This is a genomic window from Negadavirga shengliensis (assembly GCF_042652345.1).
In the GTDB taxonomy this organism is placed as follows: domain Bacteria; phylum Bacteroidota; class Bacteroidia; order Cytophagales; family Cyclobacteriaceae; genus Negadavirga; species Negadavirga shengliensis.
Genome location: NZ_JBHSJJ010000002.1, coordinates 192,559 through 218,281 on the forward strand (window position 1 = coordinate 192,559; position 25,723 = coordinate 218,281).

The following is a 25,723-nucleotide window of genomic DNA, read 5'->3' on the forward strand; positions in this document are numbered from 1 at the left end:
ATTATTTAAGAATGCTAAACCAGGGCCTTTTCCCTATTTCCCATGGTTTTCAATGTAAGCCCCTGTAGTTCCTTCCGGGAAGGTCTTTGAAAAAACCTGCTGGCCAGATACGTAAACAACATCGCACTTGCCAATCCGGTAAATGCATACAAGTGAATGCTCAAATCTGTCTGGTATTTGACCAGCAACTGTACCATCGCACTGCAAGTCAATCCTATTACTGCCCCTGGACCGTTAGAGGAAGAGGAAAGGATACCAATTAGAAATATGCCGCCCAGTCCTCCAGCAAACAGGCCGATCAACATGTTGAATTGGTCCCATAGGGAAGGGATGCCCATGCTGGCCATCAAAATGGCAAAAGCGGTACCCACTGCCCCGACAAGGATAGTGACAAACCGGGCAAATTTCAATGAATGCTTTCCCGGAAGGTCTTTCGGAAAGATTTTTTTATAGAAGTCCGTGGTCACCACAGTGGCTACGGAATTCATGCTGCTGTCCAGACTGGACATCGCGGCAGCAAATACTGCTGCAATCAGCAATCCAGATATCCCATTGGGCAACTGTGTCACAATATACCAGGGAAAGATGCTGTCCGTATTGGCCATCACCGGTGACAATTCCTGAGGATGGAGCCTGTAAAACAGATACAAGGCTGTTCCCAGGGAAAAGAAAACCAGGGCAGAAGGTAAGGCCATCAGCGCCCCTGTCAAAATACCTTTGGCCGCTGTTTTTTCGTCTTTGGTGGTAAGGTACCTTTGTATCACTGTTTGGTCACTGCCATATTGGGCAATATTGGACGCAATGCCTCCCAACAAGATTACCCAAATGGCTGTCCCGGTAAAATCCAGGCTGGTATCGAAAAGGAGCGTCTTGGAGTCTTCCTTGATAAATGCCCACCAAGCCTGCCCATCCATATTGATCTTCATCACCATCAAAATCAAACAGATAAGCGCCCCGCCAAGTAGTACCACTACCTGTATTACATCTGTCCAGATTACAGCCTCTATTCCCCCTAGCACCGTATACAGGATACTTAAAATTCCCATCAATAAAATGCAAAGCACCACATCCATCCCGGTCACCACAGAAAGTGCAAGGGACGGCAACAACAACACAATACCCAACCGGCCCAGCTGCAGGGCAATATAGATAAAACTTCCCATCAGCCTGACAGTTTTGTTGAACCGGAATTCGAGGTATTCATAGGCAGAAGTCAGATTAAGCCTGCGAAAAAAGGGAAGGAACCAGAAAATAATGATGGGTGACACCATGATGATGGTCATCAATAGCCAAAATAAGGTCCAGTCGGTGGCAAAGGTTTTGGCAGGTATGGCCATGAAAGTGATGGCGCTTAATTGGGTACCAAATACGCTGATTCCCGCTGCCCACCAAGGCACCCGGCCCCCCGCTCTGAAGAAGTCCGAAGTAGACAATTGCTTTTTGGAGATGATCACCCCCATCAGCACCAGTGAGCCCAGGTAAATCCCCAAAATCGTATAATTCAGCCCGCCGAATTCCTCTTTTTTGGAAATTTCCAACCGCCTGATTTCCGGTGTACGCCTTCCTGGAGACACTTCCCCGGAAGGCACAACGAGGGCATCACCCCATTGTACCAATGGGGTGGTCACCTGGCTGCCAAAAGGCAAATCGGGCAATCTGGACCATGATCCGGTCACGGGATGATAAGCTAACACCCTTTTACTGAACCCCGGATGGTTCTCCAAAATAATATCTCTTTCCTGAACCCACCGTAAGGAATCCTCCCTATGAATATCACTGGCGGAAATCTTTTGAGCCAATGCTTCCAGCCGGTGGAACAGTTCTCCGTCATCCCCTCCAAAAAACAGTATGTGGCCCGAACCAAGACCAGCGGAGGTTCCTGCCGCCAGTTCTGCCGGATTACCCTCGCCATCCTCCATTTTTCCCAAATGCTTCCATACCGAGGTTTTGGGGTAAAAAACATGGATGTCTCCATGCCACTGGGTAGGTGTGTTCGGTTGTTTACTCCTTCCTCCGGCCAAATAAATCTGCCTCCCCTGACCATCGGATTGTACGGTTAAAGCAGCATGGGACCTGGCTTCACCTGTCCATGAGGGGAGGGATTCCCAGTCGGCATTTTCCTTCTTGAGGCTCAATCTGTAGAAACCATTGGAAACGGATTGGTTTTCACCCCCCGCCAAGTACACATAATCATCCAACAACACCGCGGATGCATTGGCCAGCGGCAAAGGCAAGGGTTTCCCGTCTTTTATTTGAAGAGACTGGGTTTCGGCATCCCATATGAACCACCAAACATCCTGCAAATGACCGGTTTCATTTTCTCCTCCCAGACAAAGGATACCTTGCGGGGTGCTCACCGTCGATCCGTAAGCCACTGGTTTGGGTAATCGCATCACGGTGCTATCCCATTCGTACCCTTCTTTCCCCTTTTTCAACACATAGATGTGATCCCAAAACCTCTTCTTTCCTCCCTGCCAGGGCAGCGCATCAGGAAAATTGGCCCCGCCTGCCAAAATCAACACGCCATTATGGGTTCCCGCATACATCCCAGCATACCCCGGTGAATAAATTAATCCCTGAGGAACAGGCAGCTCGGCAATGGTTTCCCACTGGTATTCACCATAAGGAAACGGATCTATGGGCCCTGAGGCTCTGACGTTCAAAGAAGCCAACAAGAAAAACCCTAAAAAAATCAATGACGATATTCTATGCATGATATACAGCAAAGCGGTTAGTGAATTGATCTTTTAATGACAAATTCAAAAAACCCCTGCTTCTCCAGTTCCTGTCTCAATGCATTTTCTTCCTTTGTGGTCAATTTGGCAACTGGAACACGAAAAGGGCCGCAATCCAAGCCGCAAAGCTTCATTATGGATTTGCCGGCCGCGGCTCCACCGAATTTGCCATATAAAGCGATAAAATCAACCGACTTTTCCTGAAGCTTTCTGGCCGTTTCGAGATCATTGTCCTCAACAGCTTTGATGATACGATGATACAAAGGAGCAGCAAAATTATAGGTGCTGCCCACAGCTCCTTTGGCCCCCATGCTCAAACCAGCCAGAAAAGTTTCATCCCAACCCCAAAGCACATCAAACTTTTTATTTTTATAACGAAGACATTGGTTGAACTCCATCAGGTTGTGATGGGTGTATTTAATCCCTGCAAAGTTGGGGATCACCCCGTCCACAGTGCTGAGCAGTTCCATCATGGGCAAGTCCACTCCCGTCAGCATGGGTATATGGTAAAAGTACAAAGGCAATCCAGCCGCTGATTCGGCTATAGGCTTGAGGTATGCTACCAGCCGGTCCACACTTGCCGGTTTGAAATAGTAAGGGGCGGTGACCGCGACACCGGACAGCCCCATCTCCACCGCCTTCTTGGCCAGCAGGCAAGCCTCCTTCTGACTGGTTCCTCCAAGCATGGCCAAAACCAAAAAATCATCCGAAACAAAAGGAGCCCAAGCTGCCATTTGTTTTGTTTTTTCATCAAAGGTCAGGGAAGGTCCCTCGCCGGTAGTCCCATTGATAAAAGCACCTTTTATGCTGTTGGCTGCCAATGTCTCAGCCAGTACCGGCACCATGGACAGGTTCAGGTTGCCTTCCGCATCAAAGGGCGTAAAAGTAGCGGCAATCAAGCCTTGTATTTTATTGATTATCATTTCGTTTTTATAAATTATGTTAAAATATATCGGAAAGCCTTGGCTTTACCAAAGCTTTCCGTACATAATGACTTAGTTGCCATAACCGGGGTTCTGCTCAATTTTGGAATTGAGGCTGATCGTGTTCAATGAAATGGGCCATAACAGTAAATACCTGTCTTGAGCCCGGTTTTGGAGGGAAGGAACCAACTCAAACGCCTTGTCAAAACGTACCAGGTCAAACCATCTTTTCCCTTCAAATGCCAGTTCAAGCATTCTCTCCTTCAGTATGGCTTCGTCATTGGCCTGTTGGCCTTGGTCCGTATACCTGAAATTTTCAAATTGCTCCCCATATGCCCTCTCCCTTATTTCATTCATTTCTACAGAGGGATCCATACCTAAAGCATTTTTTGCTTCCGCCAGCAGCAACAATACATCCGCATACCGGTACACCACAATGTCATCAATGAACCTTCTCCCCGAGGCATCCACGAACCCCCGGTATTTCATGACCAGGGAAGCATAATATCGCTCATCATTGTCCTCATTAGGAATATGAATAGTGATCAAACTTGCGTCTTTCCGTTGATCCCCGTCTTCGTAAGCTTCGCGAAGGATGGAAGAAGGTGCCCACCGGTTCAAACCTCCACCGGCACCGATTCTTTCCCTCACACCTGCCGGGGTAGCAGACGGGATTTCATCATCTCTTATATACAGCTCATTGTTGTAGTTCGTACCACTCTCAAGGTCCAAAAACCTTACAGCAAACAACACCTCCCTGTTCCCTTTGTTGGCATAGCGGAACACTTCCTCAAAATTCTCCATGAGGCTTAAATCCGGTGCGGTTGAAACCTCGTTCAAGGCGGCCATTGCTGTCTGAAAATCCGCCTGGCCGCCATCCAGGACTTTTCCTGTCCACAAGTATACATCCCCTTTTAACGCATTCACGGCAGGTTTTGACCACATGGCCCTTCCATGGCCATGGTGATTATCCGGAAAAAGGTTCAATGCTTGCTCAATATCTGATTTGATCAATGAAAACACCTCTTCTACTCCTGCCCGGGGCCTGAAAGTTGTTTCCGCGTCATATCCTTCCGTTGGTTCTGTTACCAGAGGTACTCCTCCCCAGGTCTTCGCCATGGTGAAATACAGAAAAGCCCTCATGGCATACGCTTGTGCCAACATCCTGTTTTTATCCGATTCCCGCGTAAAGGTGATGCCAGGCACGTATTTGATGATCAGATTGGCATCATGGACGGTGGTATAAAGCCTCAACCAATTTGGCCCCGCAAAATTCGGGTCCAGGGAATTTTCAAAGTACCTTTCCCTGCCCTCTGAAGCCTGCAGACCATACGACAAGGTTTCTCCCCTTGATTCTCCCAAGATAAATAGGTTATAGGCAGCCTCATCCCTGAAGCGCACATACATGCCCTGCAGTGCACCGTTGGCATTGTCTTCGTTCACCCAAAAACCCGCAGCGGTAATGGTACTTATGGGGCTCACTTCCAATTGGTCTGTACAGGCCGGCCCCGCTGCAAGAATTGTGGCGGAGACCACGACCATTAAGATGTTTTTTATGTCTTTGTTCATTGTTTCGCAGTTTTTTTAATTATTTCTCCATTCGGTATTCCGGCTTTCAGCATACAGCTTTTTCCGGCCAGGTGAATAGGTCAAAAGTTTACATTTACGCCGAGCATAAAACTTCGGGGTATGGGATACCGGCCTGCATCCGTTCCCCCTACCTCAGGATTAAGTCCGGTATATTGGGTGAAATAATACAAATTAGACCCGGTAAAATAAGTTCTGATGCTGCCAGTCTTTATGGCGTCTGTCCATCGCTGTGGCAGACTGTAACTGAGTGTCAATTCCCTAACGGCCAGGTAATTTCCCCTTTCATGGAAGAAAGTACTTCCCCGGAAGGAGTTGTTTTGGGACAATTGGTCGGCCCAGTAGTACCTTGGCAGCACGGCAATATCACCTTGGTGTTGCCAGGATTGGGTGGTTTCCCGCAAGATCCCGATATCCCCCTGATACTGGCCGTTGAACCTGGCCCTGGTTTCGTGATAGATGGTGTGGCCCAAGGCAAAGTCTGTTCTGATGGTGAGGGAAAGGTTCTTATAATTGAGCATGTTCGTAAAACCGCCGGTCCATTTCGGGAAAATATTGCCGGCAAGAACCCGGTCTCTGCTATCGATGGTATCATTCCGGTCTAAATCCCTCCACCGGACGTCTCCTCCAAACTTCCTTTTATCCGTACCCGGCACCAACACATCATAAGGACCTTCTGCCGCTGCTTCATCGGTAGCATATATACCATCATACTGGTATGCAAACATGTCCCCCATTCTCTGTCCTTCCTGCAGACCCCCCATCCACGCGTAACCACCAATGGCCGGATTGAATACCAATACGCCTCCTATTCGGTTGTTTTCATTGTCATTTTCGGGTAACCTTACCACTGTATTGATATTATAGGTAGCATTGGCTGAGGCATTCCAAGAAAAATCCCCCTTTTGGAGAAGTGTGGCCGCAATTTCCATTTCTACGCCTTCGTTCCGGAGAGCTCCCAAATTTGTTAGGATACTGGAAAAACCGGTGGATTGGGGCAGTTCCAGGTTAGTAAGCAGGTTATCTGTCACCCGGTTATAATAATCGGCAATGATGGTCACTTTATCGCCAAAAAGCCCCATATCCAATCCAAGGTCAAAAGTAGCCGACCTTTCCCATTGCAGGTCCTGGTTGGCCATGCGGTTATTTTGAATGGCAGCGATATCATTATACCTTGCGCCGACCGAATAAAGACCCTGAGCATGAAAATCGGAAAGGTTACCGATGTTACCATTCACACCATAGCTGGCCCTGATCTTCAAAGCCGAAAGCGCTTGGGGTACATTTACCCAGAAATCCTCTTTATGCATGTTCCATCCTGCTGAAATACCGGGAAAAAATCCCCAATAATTATTTACCCCCAGATTGGAGGCCCCATCGTACCGGGCTGATGCGGAAAACAGGTATTTTTTATCATAATCGTAGTTGAATCTTCCAAAATAACCGAGAATTCTCAGCTGGGAATGTGAACTGCTTACATCCCTGGGTTCCGAGGATGCGTTCAGGGTGGGGATCAGGTCAGAAGCAGCCCCTCTTCCCGAAGCACTTGCGGAATAGTTTTGCCGATCAAAATAAGATCCCCCTGCTTTCAGCTGAAGATTATGAAATCCGAAGCTCCTTAGATAAGTAAATACCCCGTCAAACTGCTTTTGCCAAAACACAGAGTTAAATGCATAGGCATCGCGGGAATCAATAAACTGAGTGGGTGTATTATAATAGGATTTCTGGAAGGTGTTGTTGGTCTGGTGCACAAAATAAAGAGAGCCGATAGGTTCAAAAGTCAACCCGGGGAGAATATCCCAATTGGCACCTCCTGACAGGGTAAGCCTGTTGGTCGCATTCAAGGCATCCATTCTGCCGAGATGATAAACGGGGTTCCCCATGCTCCTGTTTTGGCCCGGGGCCAGCGTGCCGTCTTCAAACCTGAATTTGGCTGTGGGGGGAAGCCCAAGGGCTCTTTGGAAGATTTCATTCTCTCCAAAAACGGAAGTGTTGGAGGAATTGGTAAAGTTAACCCGGCCGTATACATCCAAGGTCTCATTGACGTTCACATCTCCGTTCATCCGGACGGTAAACCTTTTAAAGTCGGTATTGATGGCCACTCCCTCATTGTCCAGATAGCCGATTCCCATATCAAATCTTGCTTTTTCAGACCCGCCTGAAATGGCTACATAATGGTTTTGGGTCACGGCTTGTCTAAAAAGTACGTCTTGCCAGTCTACCTCATCAAAGATAATTGTCCTGCTTGGATCGGCGGGATCAGGCATGGATTGCCATCCTTCATTCAGTTTGTGTTCATTTTCGGAAGAAAGGTATTGGGTAGTAAATCCCGTGTTGTTGGTCAGGTCATTTCCCACACCAAAACCCGACGGTTGGTCCAATCTAAAAAGATGTTGGGGATTTTTTTCAGCCGTGGCCAGGATGCCCATCCGGTTGAAATATATGTAATCCCTGGCAGAGCCCATTTCGTATTGGTTCCATTGTTCGGATACACTCAGGTTATAGCGGTAACTGACCGTGGTTTTGCCGGGCTTGCCGGTTTTTGTTGTGATGATGACCACTCCATTAGATCCCCTGGCACCATAAATGGCCGTGGCAGCCGCATCCTTCAATACCTGAAAAGTCTCAATGTCATCAGGGTTGATGTCATTCATGTTGTTTCGGATGACCCCGTCTATAATATAGAGCGGTTGGGCCCCGTCAGGGTCGTTAATGGAAGTGCCTCCCCGGACAATTACCCTTGGAGCTGCGCCAGGTTGGCCCGTGGTGGTCTGCACCCTCACACCGGAAATGGTTCCCTGCATGGCCGAGGCAGCATTGGCAAAAGGGATGTTTTCCAACACCCGGTCATCCAGCTTGGAGACCGAGGAAGTCAACGTTTCCCTTGATTGCTCGCCATAACCTATCACCAATATCTCTTCCAGATTTTGCGAATCCGGTTGCAAACTGACATCCAAAACAGTCTGATTGTTTACCACTACCTCATGACTGGCATAGCCGATAAAGCTGAATTTAAGGCGGCTACCTACTTCCACCGGGATGGCGTAATTACCGTCAATGTCCGTGGCGGTTCCCCTATTGGTACCCATGACCAATATGTTCACTCCCGGAATACTTTCACCGGTATTCCCGTCGGTGACCTTTCCGGATACTTCCCGCTGCTCCTGGGCCATGATCTCAAAAGCAGGGCAACAAAACAGCGGGACAAGTATCCACATCATTAAGTTGAATTTCTTCATATGTAAATTGGTTTATTGAATTGAAAATACTTTGAATGTTTAACTGCTTTTCTGATGAACAGAAAATACCAAAACCATTTCCAAAGCTAGCTATAGCCTCTTCATCCGAGGGGCGGGAATAGTACACAAAAAGGCCATCTGTTGTCCGGAAGGGTAAAAAATCGTCCGTTTTAAGGTACGCAATCGTCCAAAAAAACTATTTTGTGGAATTGCCGCCAATAGCTATACCGATAATATTCTGTAATTTTGATACAGTAATGCTGTACTTAAATCTTGGTGCCTTATGAGAAAACCATGCGCTCACCTGTTCTCATGGAGCCTGTTTTTGTTCGTTGTTATCTCTGCGTTTCCTTTATCGGCCCAGGAAAGCAATGCCTTTTTGAAATTCACGCATTACACCACCAAGGAAGGACTTCCCCAAAATTCCGTTCTTGCGGTGTGCCAGGACCAGCTTGGCTATCTTTGGTTCGGCACCGATGACGGTCTGGCCAGGTTCGATGGCTACCAGTTCCGGATTTTCAGACATGACCCTACCCTCCCACACAGTATCAACAATAATGTCATCAGGGGAATGGTCCTGGATAAATTCCATAGAATATGGATCGGAACCGAAGGTGGCGGTATCAACATATTCGATCCATATACAGAGGCCTTTACCCCTTTTGAACAGGTACATGAGGATAAGGCTGGTATATATTCAAAAAAAATAAGCAGCCTATGCAAAGATGATCAGGACAATATCTGGGTAGGTACCAATGGGGCAGGAATATATAGAATATCCGGTTTTGAATCGATGACCACGCCTGGCACAGTGGACAGCTACTTTGAGCGCCTCCATATCCAGGCATTCCAAAGACACAATACCATTCTGGAAGACGATAAAATATGGAGTGTATATAAGGATAAGTCAAGTAATATATGGATAGGAACCCTAGAAGGAGGGGCTTATCGGATCCTAAACGGTACAGGACAGCTTGAACACGTTGGATTGGAATATGAAGGACGTGCGGTCCATTCCGTAAAGTCATTTTATGAAGATACCAAAGGGAATTTTTGGATCGGAACAGAAAAATACGGTGTACTTTTAAAGAAAAAATACGGTTCCGGATTTTCTCCTTTTGCCTTACCGGAAACGAAAATGTCTTTTCAGCAACCCGACTTCAATATCACCGGGTTTAAGGAAGACCAACATGGTGACTTGTGGATAGGCACCTTGGGAAGAGGGCTTTTTGTTTATCATACTGAATCCGGACACATCACCCATTACGGTGACAAGGCCAGTGACCCCTACAGTTTAAATGGTAATTCTGTATATACCGTTTTTGAAGACCGATCGGGGAATATGTGGCTGGGAATGTATTCCGGGGAGGGACTCAATAAAACCAATCCGGGTTACCAGCATTTTGAACATTATCGATATGATCCGGACTTCCAGAAAGGGCTGTCGGGAAAAATGGTAAAATCCATTATAAAAGATCAGACTGGAAACCTTTGGGTGGGATTATTTAATGGAGGATTAAATCTTCAACCCGCGGGTAAAGACCATTTCAATTATTATACGGCCGGTGACGGAGAATTGCTCAGTCATAACCATGTTCAAGTTGTATTTCAGGCAAGCGATCAGAAAATATGGATCGGAACAGACGGCGGTGGCATCAATGTCTATGACCCTTTAACAGGTAGGTATCATTATCACCGCCACAATCCCTCCCAACCCAACACCCTTAGCAAAGATGAGGTATGGGCTTTTGCGCAGGATGAGGAAGGCTACATTTGGATAGGTACTGCCAATGGCGGCGGACTGAATAGATTTGATCCCGCCACAGGGGATTTCACCCAGTTCCATCATGATCCAAATGATGCCAATTCCCTTAGTTTTAATGACGTTCGGGCTTTGCATATCGATTCCAAAAACAATTTGTGGATCGGTACATACGGCGGAGGACTGAGCAAACTTGATTTGGAGAACGGAAAATTTCACCATTTTAAACATGATGCCCATCATCCCAACAGCATTTCCCATGACATCATCACTTCGGTAATAGAAGATAAAAGCGGGTATATATGGATAGGTACTTTTGGAGGTGGTCTCAACAGACTGAACCCTTTGGATGGCGGCATCAAGGTTTATAGAGAGAAAGACGGGCTTCCCAGCGATGTGGTGAAAGCCATTCTTGAAGACGACTCGGGGCAGCTCTGGATCAGCACAGTCAATGGTTTGTCTTCATTGGAAAAAAACAGTCATACTTTCAGAAATTACAGCCAGGAAAACGGTTTACAATCTGATGAATTTAATTTGGGAGCTGCCTTTAAGGACAAAGAAGGTAAACTTTATTTTGGAGGCACCAATGGCTTCAATGCTTTTTTTCCTGAGAAAATCAAACCGGCCGCTATCCCCAATACGCCTGTCATTACCCGATTGAGGGTATTGAACCAGGAAACGGTGCCGGGCAAACCCATCTCCAACAAGCAGATCATTTCCCAAAATATCAGCTTTACGGATGAAATTAAGCTCCACCCTATACACAATAGTGTTGAATTGGAATTCAGTGCTTTGGAGTATACCGGGCAGAGCAAGTTGCAGTATGCTTATCAATTGGAAAATTATGACAAGGATTGGATCGTTACCGATGCAAAAAGAAGGTATGCCCCTTACTCCAACCTCAGGCCGGGAAATTATATTTTCAAACTGAAATCATTTTATGAGAATACCCGGGAAGAGTCCGGCATTGCCCGGTTACAGCTGACCGTTTTGCCTCCGTGGTACCAGAGCACCTGGGCGTATATGGCCTATATCCTTTTATTTGGATTGGCATCGTATGGGATAAAACTATTGGTGTCCTGGAGGATGAAACTAAGAAATGATCTCAAAATAGAACGGATTGAAAAACAAAAACAGGAGGAAATCAATCAGTTGAAAATGAGGTTTTTCACCAACATTTCCCACGAACTCCGTACCCCGTTGATGCTGATCAAAGCCCCGCTGGAACAATTGTCCAAAAGAGACGACCTCCCACTGGACGTACCGCATCAGCTGAAAAGCATCCATGTCAACACGGCCCGGTTGCTGAGATTGATTAACCAGCTTTTGGATTTTAGGAAGCAGGAGACCGGGCACCTCAGGCTTACGGTCAGGGAAGTAGAAATTGTTCCTTTTTTGAAGAATATCTATCAGGCATTTGAAGTAGTCGCCTCCCAAAGAAACATCGATTTTCGACTGGAGTTTGAGGATGACATCTATCCCATCATGTGGTTTGACCCGGAACAGATGGAAAAAGTCTTTTACAATCTTATTTATAATGCTTTTAAATTTACACCCGACGGCGGCAGAATACGCATTAAGGTCTGTAGGGGTACCCTTATTGAAAACGGGGAGCAGCTTGAGGGATTGGCCATATCCATCGAAGATACGGGAAAAGGGATATTGCCGGAGCACCGGGATCTGATATTTGACCGCTTTTTCCAAATCAGCCAGGGCAGTGACTATCCGCATGTGGGGACGGGAATAGGACTTGCGCTTTCCAAAAATCTAGTGGATTTTCACAAAGGGAAAATTGAAGTACACAGCACACCGGGAGTGGAAACGGTCTTTACGGTAACGCTCCGGAACGGGTTTGAGCATTACGCCAAGCATGAATTGGCCCGGCCGGACCAAACCGTCCGCCATTCTGCAGGGAACAAGGCCATGGGCCGAAGCGCTGCCGAAGAAACCTTTCCTGCGAAAGAACTGGCCGGTTATAAGACCATAAACAGGACGCCGCCCGCAAACCGGCGTGTGTTGATCGTAGAAGATAACCCTGAATTACTCCGTTTGCTGGAAAAAGTTTTGTCGGAACAATTTCAGGTGATCACTGCTTCAGATGGAAAACAGGGGCTGGAATTATGTGAGAACCAACAGCCAGACCTCATTATATCTGACGTAATGATGCCGGTGATGGATGGGATAGAACTCTGCGGGAGAATTAAACAGAATATTGCCACGAGTCATATTCCCGTTATCCTGCTTACAGCCAAAAGTTCGCATATTCACCAACTGGAAGGATATGAGTCCGGAGCAGATGATTACGTTACCAAGCCGTTTTCGTTGGATCTTTTGACTTTAAAAATCAAGAACCTGCTGGAGAGCCGGGAGAAACTCCGGCAACAGTTTAAAAAATCCCCCAATTTGGAACCTTCCGCCATCAGGGTGGCCCCAGCTGATGAAACGTGGCTTCAAACAGCCATTGGGGTGGTAGAAAAAAATATGGACAACCCCCAATTTAATATCAATCATTTGGTAAAGGAATTGGGATTAAGCAGGACCTTGGTTTTCGAAAAATTCAAAGCCTTGATAGGGAGTACCCCCAATGAATTTATCCAGATGATCCGGTTAAAGCGGGCTGCCCAGCTGCTTCTGGAAAGCGATTATAAAATCTCCGAAATCGGCTATATGACCGGGTTCAACAACCCCAAGTATTTCAGCAAGTGTTTTCACAAGCAGTTTGGCAGTAACCCCAGCCGCTACAGATTATCAGAAAGCCAATCAGGAATTCAGCCCAATAAATTCCACCGGTAAATTTTAAAAAAAATTGTTAGGCGAAAAATTTTGTGGGTTTATTTATTAGTTCTATATTACGTGTACGTTAACGTAAAATAAAGAGCGCGCTTTTAAACGAATGTGGTAATAGTAGAGCTTCACGGTAACGTTACCATTATTCCTCTTGTATCAAACCTATTTCTGGACCTGTTGATCGATTTGATCCACCTTTAAATCATAGGTCCATCCGTTTTCCCATTCCCCGTGAAGCCTGGGACAGAAACAAATCTTTGGAACAAAATGAACACTATACCTTTTAACCGAATACCTAAAATCTTATAAAATGACGAAAATTGTGGATTCAAGAAGAGATTTTATCAAAAAAACCGTCGCCGGCACGGCAGCCCTGTCTTTTGGCGGGGCGCTGACCGGCTTCAGCGCCAAAAGCTACGCGCAAATCATAGGAGCCAACGACAGGATAAAAGTTTCCGTAATGGGAGTCAACGGCAGGGGAAATGCCTTGGCGCAGAACTTTGCCCGTCAGGACAACTGCCGGATTATCCATATTTGTGACGTGGATAGCAGGGCTATGGAAAAAAGCATCGCCGCGGTGGGTAAAATCCAGGATGATCGTCCCAAAGCCATCCCCGATTTTAGAAAAAGCCTGGAAGACAAAGACCTTGATGTTTTGATTGTGGCCGCTCCTGACCACTGGCATGCACCGGCTGCCATCCTCGCCTGCCAGGCAGGAAAAGACGTGTATCTCGAAAAGCCCGCCAGCCATAACCCCCATGAAGGTGAACTCCTGATCAAAGCGGCCAACAAATACAACAGGGTGCTTCAGATGGGTAACCAAAGAAGATCCTGGCCAAATGTGATCGCCGCCATCAAGGAACTTCACCAGGGCATCATCGGAAGGCCCTATTATGCAAAAACCTGGTATACCAACAACCGTGGCCCTATCGGCAGCGGCAAAAAGATCGCCGTTCCGGATTGGCTGGACTTTGACCTGTGGCAGGGACCCGCACCCAGAGAGAATTTCAGGGATAACCTGATTCATTATAACTGGCATTGGTTCTGGAACTGGGGCACCGGCGAGGCCCTTAACAACGGCACCCATATGATTGATTTGGCGCGCTGGGGGCTTGGCGTGGATTATCCTATCAGGGTATCTTCAGCAGGAGGGCGTTATCGCTATAGCGATGATTGGGAAACCCCGGATACCCAAACCATCAACCTTGAATTTGGCAACAACACCAAAATCAGTTGGGAAGGCAGAAGCTGTAATGGTCTCAACATTGAAGGCTCCAGTGTGGGGGTGATGTTTTATGGAGAAGACGGCGCCCTTAAAATTGACGGAGGCAATTCCTACACGGTGTATGACCTTAAGAACAAGGTGGTGAAGGAAGTTAAAAATGATACCAGCATAGATGCCAGAGATATAACCAACCCTGCCCAACAACTTGATGCCCTCCATATACAAAACCTGTTCAGCGCTATCCGGCAAGGTACCTCACTCCATTCAGATATAGAAAGTGGCCATATCAGTACTTTGCTTTGTCAGCTGGGTAATATAGCTTTGTTGACAGGCGAGACCTTGAATACAGATCCTAAAAACGGTCATATCAAAAACAGCAAATCAGCGGCCAAATATTGGAAAAGGGACTACCAAAAGGGCTGGGAGCCGAAGGTGTAACCGGAATTTATGATGAAAAAGAAAGGAAAGATGTATAGATGGAAAGCCAGTGTCGGAAACTGGCTTTTCACCGGCCTGCTGACAATAGGCACCCAGGCACTATGGGCGCAAGTCTCCCATTTGCAGCCAGAGGAAAGGGCAACAGGAAATGCTGTGCTTTGGCAGCGGCTTGCACCCTATTTCTCCCCTCCCGAGGTTTTTTCAGGTGAATTAGGGGAATATAGGAGTCCTTTGGTTTTTGAAAATGGAAAGAGGGTAAAGAACAAAAAAAATTGGGAAAAAAGGAGAATTGAAATCCGCGAAAAATGGCATGGACTGATGGGCAAATGGCCTGAAATGGATAAAAACCCTGCATATCAAATCCTTGAAACAGAAAAAAAAGATGGTTTTTGGCAGAAAAAGATAAGGTTTGATTGGGTACCGGGACAAAGCACCACCGCCTACCTGTTGGTGCCTTTTGATGCTGCAAACAGCGCGGCCGTGATTACGGTCTATTATGAACCGGAAACAGCCGCCGGCCTGGGAAAGCCGGAACTCGAACACCGGGATTTTGCCCTCCAGTTGACCAAAAGAGGTTTTGTGACCCTATCGCTGGGCACCACCGAGACCACCGAAAACCAGACCTATGCCATCTATTATCCGGATATCCATAATGCCCAGGTCGAGCCCTTGTCGATGTTGGCCTATGCCGCTGCCACCTCTTGGCATCTCCTGGCCGGCCTTCCCGAAGTGGATGCGGAAAGAATAGGCATCATGGGGCATTCCTATGGGGGGAAATGGGCGATGTTTGCTTCCTGCCTCTATGATCAATTTGCCGCTGCGGTTTGGTCCGACCCCGGCATCGTATTCCAGCAGGACAGGCCCAGCATCAATTACTGGGAACCCTGGTACCTGGGTTACCATCCGCAGCCTTGGAGAAAAAGAGGCATTCCGGACGCTGAAAATCCGGCTTTGGGACTTTATCCCAAGTTGCTCGAAAAAAACACGGATTTACACGAGCTGCATGTATTGATGGCCCCAAGACCCTTTCTGGTATCGGGCGGGTCAGAAGATCCCATAGAAAGATGGATCCCCCTTAACCACAGCATTCAGGTAAACCAGCTGTTGGGTTTTGATGACCGCGTGGGGATGACCAACCGGCCGGAACATGCACCCACCGCTCAATCCAATGAAGTGATATATGACTTCTTCACTTATTTCCTAAAAACAAAATAAAGTCGATTAGCTGACCATTATCATTGACGCCGATTTTAAAATACTCAATTAAATCCATATCTTGCGGTAACGTAACCGTAGAACGTTTAAAAGCATGGAAAACAAGCAATCCAGAAGGAAATTTCTTCTGACAGGAACAGTGGCCATGGCAGGGGTAGGTGTTGCAGGCCTTCATTCAGTGGGATATAGTCGGCCCCCTCACAAGGGTGAGAAAATCAATATAGGGTTGATCGGGTGCGGCAGCCGGGGGATCGGGCTGGCCACCGTGATGAAAAACCTGGATAACCTTTCTTTACGGGCATGTTGTGACATCAACCCGGACCAACTCAACAAGGGCCTGGGATTGGCGGACAAATCCGCAAAAGGATATGCCGATTACAGAAAACTCCTCGAAGATAAGAATATCGACGCCGTGGTCATTGCGACCCCTCTTTATCTCCATTTTCCGATGGGAATGGATGCCGTTGACGCCGGGAAGCACATCTATATGGAAAAAACCATCACCCATACCATACCGGAAGCCTTAACACTAAGTCAAAAATTAAAAAATTCGTCTCTCGTATTTCAGGTGGGCCACCAGTACAGGTACTACGGGCTTTACCACAAGGTCAAGGAGATACTGGACGGGGGTTGGTGCGGCCAGGTAACCCAGTTTGAATGCCAGTATCATAGGAACAACGACTGGAAAAAACCCGTTGCTGACCCAAAGTTGGAAAAAGAAGTGAATTGGAGGATGTACAAAGCCTATTCAGGCGGACTGATGACGGAACTTTGCGCCCACCAGATCGACATCGTCAACTGGTTTACCGGAAATGTCCCCACAAGGGTGACGGGTATGGGCAGTCTTGACTATTGGAAAGACGGAAGGGAAATCTTCGACCATACCAGGGCGTTGTACCATTATCCAAACGGTGTCACCTCCAGTGTAAGCTCCATATTGTCCAATGCGTATAAAGGATACGCTATCCGTATCCTGGGAACCGAAGGAACAGTTGAGATCCAAAGAGACAAAGCTTTTGTCTATGCGGAACCTACAAAAGTAGAGCTTGGGGTAGTCGACGGCGTATCCGGTGCCACCGTTAAAAACAACACCCATGGGGAAGCCATTCCTATCCATTTTGACAGTCCTGATGGAAGAAATCAGGAACCCACATTGTATGCTTTGGCTGATTTTGCAAAGTGTATCTTAGAGAGGAAAAAACCTTTTTGTGATATCCAACAGGGGAAGGATGTAGCCATTGCCGTGCATATGGCCAATAAAGCCATGGAAGAAGAAAAGTACCAATATTGGGACAAAGCCTACAGCACTTAGAAGCAGCCCCTTTCTTTTAATCCATTCTAATTTTCTGATAATAAAATAATGAAATTGACTAACCTGGATCTGGTCATCATAGGTCTGTTTTTCCTATTAATGCTGGTGATCGGCATTTATGCTTACTTTCGGAATCAGAACGCCAAGGACTATTTCGTAGCCGGGGGGAACCTGCCCTGGTGGCTTTCGGGAATATCCCACCATGTATCCGGATACAGCGGTGCCGTTTTTGTCGCCTATGCGGCACTGGCCTACACCCATGGTTTTTCGGTGTATGTCTGGTGGGCCTTTACCATAGGGATAACAGTAATCATCAGTGCGAAAATATTCCCGGTGATATGGGTGAGGCTAAGAAAAAAATTTGAAATCCAATCGCCCCTGGAATACCTCGCCCAACGCTACAACCTGACCACACAACAGATCATGGCCTGGAGCGGGGTCATACTCAAGCTCTTCGACATAGGGGCCAAGTGGGCTGCCATCGCCGTCCTTTTGAATGTTTTTACGGGGATAAGTTTGCCTGTAGGCATTTTGGTGTCCGGAGGTATATCTTTATTATACATTACCTTCGGAGGACTTTGGGCGGTGGTAATTACCGATTTTACCCAGTTCATTGTTCAACTTTTGGCGGGATTGGTGATGTTTATCGTGGTATTGATGCGGTTGGGCGGGATGGGCAGCATCTTTACGCTTTGGGAAAATTTACCTGCTGAAAACAGTCAGGCGTTCCATGAGCCTTATGGGGTAGGCTTTGCGCTGGCCTTCCTGTTCATCAACTTTCTGGCCTACAACGGCGGCCAATGGAATTTAGCCACCCGTTATATTTCCTCACCCGATGAACAACAAGCCAGCAAAGCGGCCAGGTTATCCGGCCTGCTCTACCTGATATGGCCATTGATCCTGTTTTTTCCCATGTGGGCTGCCCCGGTTTTGTTACCGGGCTTAGACGACCCCAGCCAGTCCTACGGAGAACTCACGCTGTTGTTGCTGCCTTCCGGACTCGTCGGACTGGTAATTGCCTCGCTTTTTGCCAACACCATGTCCATGACCTCCTCAGACATCAATACCATATCGGCTGTTATCACACGGGATATCCTCCCAGTGATTTCCAAAAAGATGGGTTTGGAGAAGAACTCCCTCACCATTGCCCGGATGACGACTTTTATCTTTACCCTGGCGACCATCATCATCGCCTTCCAATACGAATATTTTGGAGGGATACTGGGACTCATCATAAGCTGGTTTGGGGCCTTGGTTGGCCCTATCGCAGTCCCCATGTTGCTGGGCCTTATACCCGCTTTCCGGCGTTGTGGCCCTTTGTCTGCCATCGGCTCCATAGTCGTGGGACTTCTTACCTTCATCATCACCAAAAACACCGACGTGGGGAGCCTGGCCGTTGAAGTCAGTCTTCCCCTTATTCTTTCTTCACTGACCTACATCATCCTGGGCATGATCACCAAGGGACCTGTCCCTCAAAAAGTCAGGGACTTGCTAGAAGCCGTTCACCAAACACAAAATTAACCTACACCATGAAATTGATACCGAACAATTCCAGACTGGATATGGGAATTGCCGCAGGCAAAGCGGTAGAAAATAAGATATTGGAAATGCTCGAAGAGAAGACGGGGCTACGCATCATTTTCGCTGCGGCCCCCTCTCAGATAGAAATGCTGGATTACTTAAGGGAGTCTAAACTCATTCCCTGGAAAAAAATCACGGCCTTCCACATGGATGAATACATCGGTTTGAATGGTGCTTCACCTGCCCTGTTTGCCAATTTCCTGAAAAGGCATCTTTTTGACCATGTGCCGTTTCATCAGGTTCACCTGATCAACGGGCTGGAGGACCCGAACCGGGAATGTGCCAGGTATTCGCGATTATTGGCGGAAGCTCCCATCGATATCGTCTGCATGGGCATCGGCGAAAACGGGCATATCGCATTCAATGACCCCCCGGTAGCGGATTTTAATGACCCGGTACCGGTAAAAAAAGTAAAGCTGGAAACCGCCTGCAGGCAGCAACAGGTTAACGATGACTGCTTTGATACATTGGCGGATGTGCCCGAATATGCGCTGACCCTGACGATACCTGCCCTCATCCAGGCCGGTTACATCAGCTGCGTGGTGCCCGGCGCCGCAAAAAAAGAGGCTGTATACAACACGCTCCTGGGCCCCGTAAACCACCGCTGTCCTGCCTCCATTATCAAGACGCTGGACCATTGCGATCTTTTTCTGGATCGGGACTCCTACCCCACCCCCGCGGGAGATTTAGCATATCCCGATAATTTTGTATCCAACAATTGCATCAGTGGATCCCTTTGCCTCATAAACCATCACGACAATACGTGGGGCAGCATGGTGGAACTGAAAAACCATCCTCCTGCCGAAAACGAATATTTCGGCCCAGGGCTTGCCGACCTGCAGATCAACGGCATTAGCGGCATCGATTTCAATCATCCTGATCTTACCCCGGAAGCTGTTTTTAAAGCCACCTCATACCTGCTTAGCCAAGGGGTCACCACCTATCTTCCTACGTTGATCACCAATTCACCGGAGACCATAGAGAAATTACTCAAAACGCTGGTCCGGGCATGTGAAAAATACCCGTTGGTGGATCAATGCATAGAAGGCATACACTTGGAGGGACCATTTATTTCCCCGTCCCCGGGCGCAAAAGGCGCTCATGATGAACAATATATTCAAAATCCATCCTGGAACCTGATAAAAACCTTTCAGAAGATTTCCGGAAACAGAATCAGGTTGGTGACCATGGCTCCCGAATCCGAAGGAGGGATGGAATTCATTCGAAAATGCGTGGATGCGGGCATCAAAGTGGCCATCGGGCATAGCAGCGCAGACAGCCGGACCGTATCAGCCGCAGTGGCCGCGGGCGCCAGTCTCTCCACCCATTTGGGTAATGGCATCCCCTTGGAACTGCCAAGACACCCCAATTTGCTCTGGGATCAACTGGCAGCCGATGGCCTTTATACCAGTATTATAGCTGATGGTTTTCACGTTCCGGACAACTTTCTGAAGGTGGTTTTCGAGTTAAAAGGAAGAAAGGCTTTCCTGGTAAGTGACGCCACCAACTTTGCCGGTATGCCTTCCGGGGAATACGATGCACATATCGGCAACAAAGTTGTTCTGTCAAAGACAGGCCGGCTATCCGTAAAGAATGAGGACGGGCTCTTGGCGGGCGCTGGCAAAAATCTCCTGGAAAATGTACAATACTTGGTCAAGAGTAAACTGAAACCCCTTTCATCGGCTTGGGCCATGGCCTCCTCTATTCCGCTGGAATATTTAAATGGAGAACTTGACCCATCCCACAGGGGAGACTGGGTGAGGTTTGAGCTGCTTGGGAAAGTCATCAGGATACTCCAAGTTTACAAAAACAGCAAGTTGGTGTATGATGTGGCAGAAGAAACAGATATCGTCGAAAAATGATATCATCTCCCCCACAGCGGGGGGCCATCAGTGTCAAGTCACGCTATTTTTGTCGCTTGCCCAACGCGCCCTCATCCTCTCTCCTATCGGATGAGGAATTGGTTACTGACCTGCCCTTTCTGGCCGGGCAAAGTAAGCGCATCTTTCAAATGGTCATGGGCACGCCACCAAAAACGACTAAGGTTCAGTCCTGCATAAAGCCCCTCCGATCATCGGCTTCTTATCGGTAGTACTCTTGATTTTCTTTGGTGACAATATCAATGGGCATGTAATACACCTTATCCACCGGCAGTTTCAAACTCAAATGGTGATACAAGTTCATCATCCCCTTGTACCCCTGTTCTTCCGGCTTATGGCAAATAAGAAAATCAATGATGCCTTTTTTGAGATAGTCCTGGTTTTGCTTTACAAAATCATAACCGACCAACTGAATGTGTGCTTTGTCCATGGTTTCCAGGAATCTAGCGACAGAAAATACCCTTGAATTGGTCACAAATATGGCTTCTATATCCGGATGTTGAAGGAACGCCTTTTTAAGGGCCAAAGCCACGGATTCGTAGTCGGTTTCCTCAATGTTGAGCTTGATCAAATCAAAAGGCACTTTATTTTCCACAAAGTAGCTCTTAAAACCTTCTTCTATCTGGGAATAATTATAATTACCGCTTTCTCTTGTGATATTCACCAGCAAGACTTTATTGGACGTGCCCATGCCGAAAGCACAGAGTCTTGATCCCAGGTAGCCACTTTGGAACAAAGGCGGGCCGATATACGACAAGCTGGGCTGGTTTTCAATGTTGCTGTCGATGAAAACAAAAGGAAGGGATTGTTCCTGGCAATAACGCGCAAATTCTTTGGCTTCCTCCACAAAAGAAGGCGCAATCAAAAAACCATCGTAGCTTTTTGCCCTGAGCGCATCGACTGCCTGCAGGAAAGTAGCCTTATCATTGAGGTCAAAAAGGAAAGTTTCCACCGAGACCCCATATTGCTTTATTTCGGCTTCGGCCCTTTCAATGCCTTTCAGAGGCGCATCCCAGAAGTCCGTCATTTCAGAGCCCTTGGGAATCAAAACCGCAATACGAAATACCTTCCCTGAGGCCAACCTGCTGGCCAATATGTTGGGCTGGTAATTCAGTTCTTTGATAATGGCCTCTATTTTCTTCTTTGTTTTCGGTGAAACCCCGTTTCTATTGTGAATGACTCTATCCACTGTAGCAATAGAAACATTGGCCCTACGGGCTATTTCCTTTACGCCGGACAGTTTTCCTTTTTCCTTCATAAACATCAAATTATTGCCTAGCAATATATTAAAAGTTTCTGCTATCAACTACCTGTTATCGGGGATTTTCGACCAAAATATAACCGATGCATAAACAACAACTTCAATATGTCAAACTTATTATTCAAATAAGGACAAAACAACGCAAAAGATTATGACCTTTTTTTTCAATATCTAGTAAATAGCCAAAGTCGAGAGAGCGAAAACCCGCTCTTCAATAAAAATGATAGCTTATGTCTACAAAAAAACCATTTGTCAAAGCAGCATATGTTTGAGGTCACATACTTTCAGTTGGATTTGTGTGGGTTTTCAGAACAGCATTCAAATCCGTTCAGATCAGTGAAATCCGTGGACAACATACAGCCCATCACCCCGGTAAATGCGGGGACGGGCTTTATATTTTTACGGCCAAAAAATCCTCTAAATGTTTTTCAACAAACGCATCATCATTCAGATGGGGATAGCTCCTGTATACCCTGTCTATTTCTTCCATTTGCCCGGCCGACAACTCCTCAGCAGGATTCAGACACCATCTGCCTTCCAGCAGCCCCTGTCTTCTCAATATTTCATGGATCCCGGGGATACAGCCATGAAAATGATTATGGGGATCAAATATGGCCGCGTTCACATCCGTAATCTGTATACCCAAAGTCAGCAGTTCCGCCATGCTGGGATTACCGGTTTGCTTGCATTTTTTAACATCTTCCAGTAGCTTAACTGCCTTTTCGGTCCACACCGCCCAATGGCCCAAAAGGCCACCTACAATATCTTTTTCCCGGTATTCCCCGTTCACATACAATCGGTAAGTGGTCAGTAGATCTGCCACAATATTGTCGTCATTACCGGTATACAAGGCGATCTCTTTGTGCCTTTCCGAGGAAATCACCGCTCTTATTACGTCAAGAGATTGGTAACGGTTAAAGGGAGCCATTTTGATGGCATGCACATTCGGAATCTCCGCAAAATCCTTCCAGAAATCGTAACTCAACAGCCGTCCACCCGCAGAAGGCTGCAAATAAAACCCAAACAGGGGGATGTGTTCCGCTACTTTTTCCGCCCTGTGGATGAGGTCCTTTTCGGACATGTGCCCCAATCCGCCGGCACTCAGCAAACCCAAATCGTAACCCAGTTCGCTGGCAAGCCGGGCTTCTTCAATGGCCTGCTCCACCGGTCCCACGATCCCGGCCACTTTTATAAAGGGTCGCTTGAGGTTGGCATGTTTGATCTCCTCCATGGCCAGCCGCAGCACCGGCTCCAAAAGACCGATCTGCTTATCCCTGATTTCAAACTGGGTGGAATGCACGCCCACGGCGACCCCTCCGGCACCACTGGCCATATAATACCGGGTAAGGGCACGCTGCCTTCTTTCATCCAACTCTCTATTGGCACTCAATGCCAGGGGATGAGCCGGAATAGCAACCCCCTCGTGTAAAATTGATTTTATATTTTGGTCTAATGATGTCATTTTTTGAAATTATTTATCAGAATTTACCGGATCTCTCCTGAAAATGTGTCGGTTTGTTGAAAGTTTCCCCCTCATTGATTACCCACTGGTAAGTCATTTCCATCATTTCCTTCAAAGTCACCTGGGGATAACCAAAAAGCCTGTTGCAAAGAGCCGCATTGTTCAGCAAGGCATTGGAAGCCTCCTCGTTGACAAACCGGGGCGTTTTACCAAACATTTTCCCAAACTCCTCCGCTACCCAGCGGATAGATATGGTCTCCGGACCTGTTACGTTCAGGATTTTTGCCGGGGCCTCACAATGCAACAGGGAGCGAAGTGCGATCTCATTGGCATCACCTTGCCAGATCACATTCATATAGCCATTGGTCAAGTCAATGGATTTTTCCTCATTGACCATTTTCGCGATTTCCAGCAAGTTGCCATAACGCATGTCAATGGCATAATTCAACCTGTAAATCAGCATCGGTATATGGTACTGATGGCTGAAATACTGGAATATCCTTTCCCTTCCCAGACAGGATTGGGCATACTCGCCTACCGGTCCCGGAGCAGTTTCCTCTGTAGCCCCGCCTGAACCAAAGGGCATAAAAGGATAAATGTTACCTGAAGAGAAAACCACTATCCTGGAGTTTTTATGATGTTCTGCCACCCTGCCCGGGAGATAGGCGTTCATGGCCCAGGTAAAATGTTCATGGCCACTGGTGCCGAATTTTTTCCCCGCCATGTAAATGACATTTTTTACTTTCGGTAATTCCGCCAGTTCCTTATCGTTGAGCAAATCAATGGCTATCGTCTCCACGCCGTGCTTCTCCAGATCTTCCCGCACACCGGATTCGGAAAACCTGGACACACCTATCACCTTATTGGTATTTCCCGCTTCACGGATGGCGTTTACAGCCAATTTTGCCAGGCTGGGGCCCATCTTCCCCCCTACTCCGAGAATGATAATGTCCCCTTCCATCCTCTTCATATCCTCGATACAGGCTTTGGAGGGCGTGGAAAGTTTTTTTTCTAATTCCTCAATTGAATTCATGTATTAACATCATTTAATGAAATAACTTATAGAAAAAGGTTTTTGAAGTTGGTCAAGGCCAGGATCAGCAATACCAATATACCCAATACACCCAACAATTGGCTCCATTTGCCATTGGCAAGGCCACCCATCAAAGACCGGTTGTTGGCAATGACAAACATGCCGATTCCTATAAAAGGGACCACAAAGATGGTCACTCCCTGGGCAAACACGATCAGCTCCAAAGGCAGTCTGCCAAAAGCCAACGCCACCGCCGCTCCCAGAATAATGATCAGGGATATCAGCAATTTTACCTTTTTACTGTTCAGATCCCTACCCAATCCCAAAGCGTCCGCGAACAGCGTCCCGCCTATCGTGGCGTTGCCGATAAGCGAAGAAAAAGAAGCGCCAAACAGTCCCAACATAAAGATATAGGTGGCGAGGTTGCCATAAAGCGGTTCCAGGGCTCTTCCCATATCCGTGGCGGAATTGACCTGTATTCCCTGAGGATAAAGGATGTTGGCAGCGCTTATCAGGATCATCCCTGAAATCAGTCCCAACACCAAAATCCCTGTAAATGCTTCCTTATTTACCTGTTTCACCTCTTCCTTTCTCCAACCCCTTTCCTGCACAAGGTAGGACTGGTAAAATGCACCCCCGATGGAGAAACTCGAAGCCACGAGGGCTATTACCAATAATTGCGCCCCATCGGGGACCGTCGGCACCAATCCCTTTGCAACCAAAGCTCCGTCAGGCTGGGAGATGATCACCGTAAACAAAAAAGACAACAGCATGATCGCGACCATTGCCACCATTACTTTCTCCAGGATTTTATAGAAGGAGCGTGTAAACAAGAGCGAAATGGCTGCAAGTGATATAAATACGACCCAAGGTACGGTCGAGGTTTCGAATGATTCTGCAAATGCCAGGCCCGCGCCTATGGTGTTACCTGCCTGAAAAGAGGCGGTAACCAGAAAAATACCGAATCCGGTAAGCAATGCTGACCACTTTCCCCATTTTTGGCGAAAAGTTTCCAGGAGGGACTGGCCGGTGACTATCCCTATTCTGGCCCCCATATTGGTAAAAGCCATCATCAGCACGGTGGAAATCACCAATACCCAAAGCAGGTCATAACCATAAATCGCTCCCAGCTTGGAAGTGATGGTGAGGCTTCCCGGTCCAAAAACCAGCGCTGCTGTGATGATTCCAGGGCCTAAGGAGCGCCACCATTTAAGAATCGGGTACGATGGTTTTTTGGGTTCAGTGTCAATCAAAGCTTATGGAATTAAAAATCCGGATTTGAT

The 25,723-nt window shown here is 47.3% G+C and carries 14 protein-coding genes; 6 read left to right on the forward strand and 8 right to left on the reverse strand.

Going from position 1 to position 25,723, the window contains the following annotated elements:
* Window positions 1-14: 14 nt before the first annotated feature.
* The 4 genes from ACFPFU_RS03850 to ACFPFU_RS03865 all read right to left on the reverse strand — a co-directional run bounded on the left by ACFPFU_RS03850 (window position 15) and on the right by ACFPFU_RS03865 (window position 8,484).
* Entirely contained in the window at window positions 15-2,714 is a 2,700-nt protein-coding gene (locus tag ACFPFU_RS03850) for a sodium:solute symporter family protein (RefSeq protein ID WP_377061695.1), read from the reverse strand.
* A 17-nt stretch (window positions 2,715-2,731) separates the two neighbouring features.
* Window positions 2,732-3,658 (reverse strand): dihydrodipicolinate synthase family protein, encoded by a 927-nt coding sequence (locus ACFPFU_RS03855; protein WP_377061697.1) that lies wholly within the window; start codon window positions 3,656-3,658, stop codon window positions 2,732-2,734.
* A gap of 72 nt (window positions 3,659-3,730) precedes the next feature.
* On the reverse strand, window positions 3,731-5,227 hold the full coding sequence (locus ACFPFU_RS03860; protein ID WP_377061699.1) for a RagB/SusD family nutrient uptake outer membrane protein: 1,497 nt from the start codon (window positions 5,225-5,227) through the stop codon (window positions 3,731-3,733).
* An 80-nt stretch (window positions 5,228-5,307) separates the two neighbouring features.
* Window positions 5,308-8,484, reverse strand: a complete 3,177-nt coding sequence (locus ACFPFU_RS03865) for a SusC/RagA family TonB-linked outer membrane protein (protein ID WP_377061701.1) — start codon at window positions 8,482-8,484, stop codon at window positions 5,308-5,310.
* 283 nt (window positions 8,485-8,767) lie between these two features.
* Here ACFPFU_RS03865 and ACFPFU_RS03870 point away from each other — a divergent pair, with 283 nt between their 5' ends.
* From ACFPFU_RS03870 to ACFPFU_RS03895, 6 genes are all read left to right on the forward strand, one after another.
* The gene (locus ACFPFU_RS03870) at window positions 8,768-13,039 is read left to right on the forward strand and encodes a hybrid sensor histidine kinase/response regulator transcription factor (protein WP_377061703.1); all 4,272 of its coding nucleotides are present in this window, start codon (window positions 8,768-8,770) and stop codon (window positions 13,037-13,039) included.
* A 304-nt stretch (window positions 13,040-13,343) separates the two neighbouring features.
* Window positions 13,344-14,696 (forward strand): Gfo/Idh/MocA family protein, encoded by a 1,353-nt coding sequence (locus ACFPFU_RS03875; protein WP_377061705.1) that lies wholly within the window; start codon window positions 13,344-13,346, stop codon window positions 14,694-14,696.
* Between the two features lie 9 nt (window positions 14,697-14,705).
* The gene (locus ACFPFU_RS03880) at window positions 14,706-15,911 is read left to right on the forward strand and encodes an alpha/beta hydrolase family protein (protein ID WP_377061707.1); all 1,206 of its coding nucleotides are present in this window, start codon (window positions 14,706-14,708) and stop codon (window positions 15,909-15,911) included.
* Between the two features lie 94 nt (window positions 15,912-16,005).
* Entirely contained in the window at window positions 16,006-17,223 is a 1,218-nt protein-coding gene (locus ACFPFU_RS03885) for a Gfo/Idh/MocA family protein (protein ID WP_377061709.1), read from the forward strand.
* Window positions 17,224-17,271: 48 nt separating this feature from the next.
* Entirely contained in the window at window positions 17,272-18,744 is a 1,473-nt protein-coding gene (locus ACFPFU_RS03890) for a sodium:solute symporter family protein (RefSeq protein ID WP_377061711.1), read from the forward strand.
* Window positions 18,745-18,752: 8 nt separating this feature from the next.
* Window positions 18,753-20,666, forward strand: coding sequence for a 6-phosphogluconolactonase (locus ACFPFU_RS03895; RefSeq protein WP_377061713.1), 1,914 nt, complete (start codon window positions 18,753-18,755; stop codon window positions 20,664-20,666).
* Window positions 20,667-20,886: 220 nt separating this feature from the next.
* Here the strand turns inward: ACFPFU_RS03895 and ACFPFU_RS03900 are convergent, their stop codons facing one another.
* From ACFPFU_RS03900 to ACFPFU_RS03915, 4 genes are all read right to left on the reverse strand, one after another.
* On the reverse strand, window positions 20,887-21,942 hold the full coding sequence (locus ACFPFU_RS03900; RefSeq protein WP_377061715.1) for a LacI family DNA-binding transcriptional regulator: 1,056 nt from the start codon (window positions 21,940-21,942) through the stop codon (window positions 20,887-20,889).
* Window positions 21,943-22,336: 394 nt separating this feature from the next.
* The gene (locus tag ACFPFU_RS03905; RefSeq protein WP_377061717.1) at window positions 22,337-23,407 is read right to left on the reverse strand and encodes a dihydrodipicolinate synthase family protein; all 1,071 of its coding nucleotides are present in this window, start codon (window positions 23,405-23,407) and stop codon (window positions 22,337-22,339) included.
* A 16-nt stretch (window positions 23,408-23,423) separates the two neighbouring features.
* A complete protein-coding gene (locus tag ACFPFU_RS03910) occupies window positions 23,424-24,440 on the reverse strand; it encodes an NAD-dependent epimerase/dehydratase family protein (RefSeq protein WP_377061719.1) in 1,017 nt (338 codons plus the stop codon).
* Between the two features lie 26 nt (window positions 24,441-24,466).
* The gene (locus tag ACFPFU_RS03915; protein ID WP_377061721.1) at window positions 24,467-25,693 is read right to left on the reverse strand and encodes an Nramp family divalent metal transporter; all 1,227 of its coding nucleotides are present in this window, start codon (window positions 25,691-25,693) and stop codon (window positions 24,467-24,469) included.
* Window positions 25,694-25,723: the final 30 nt, after the last annotated feature.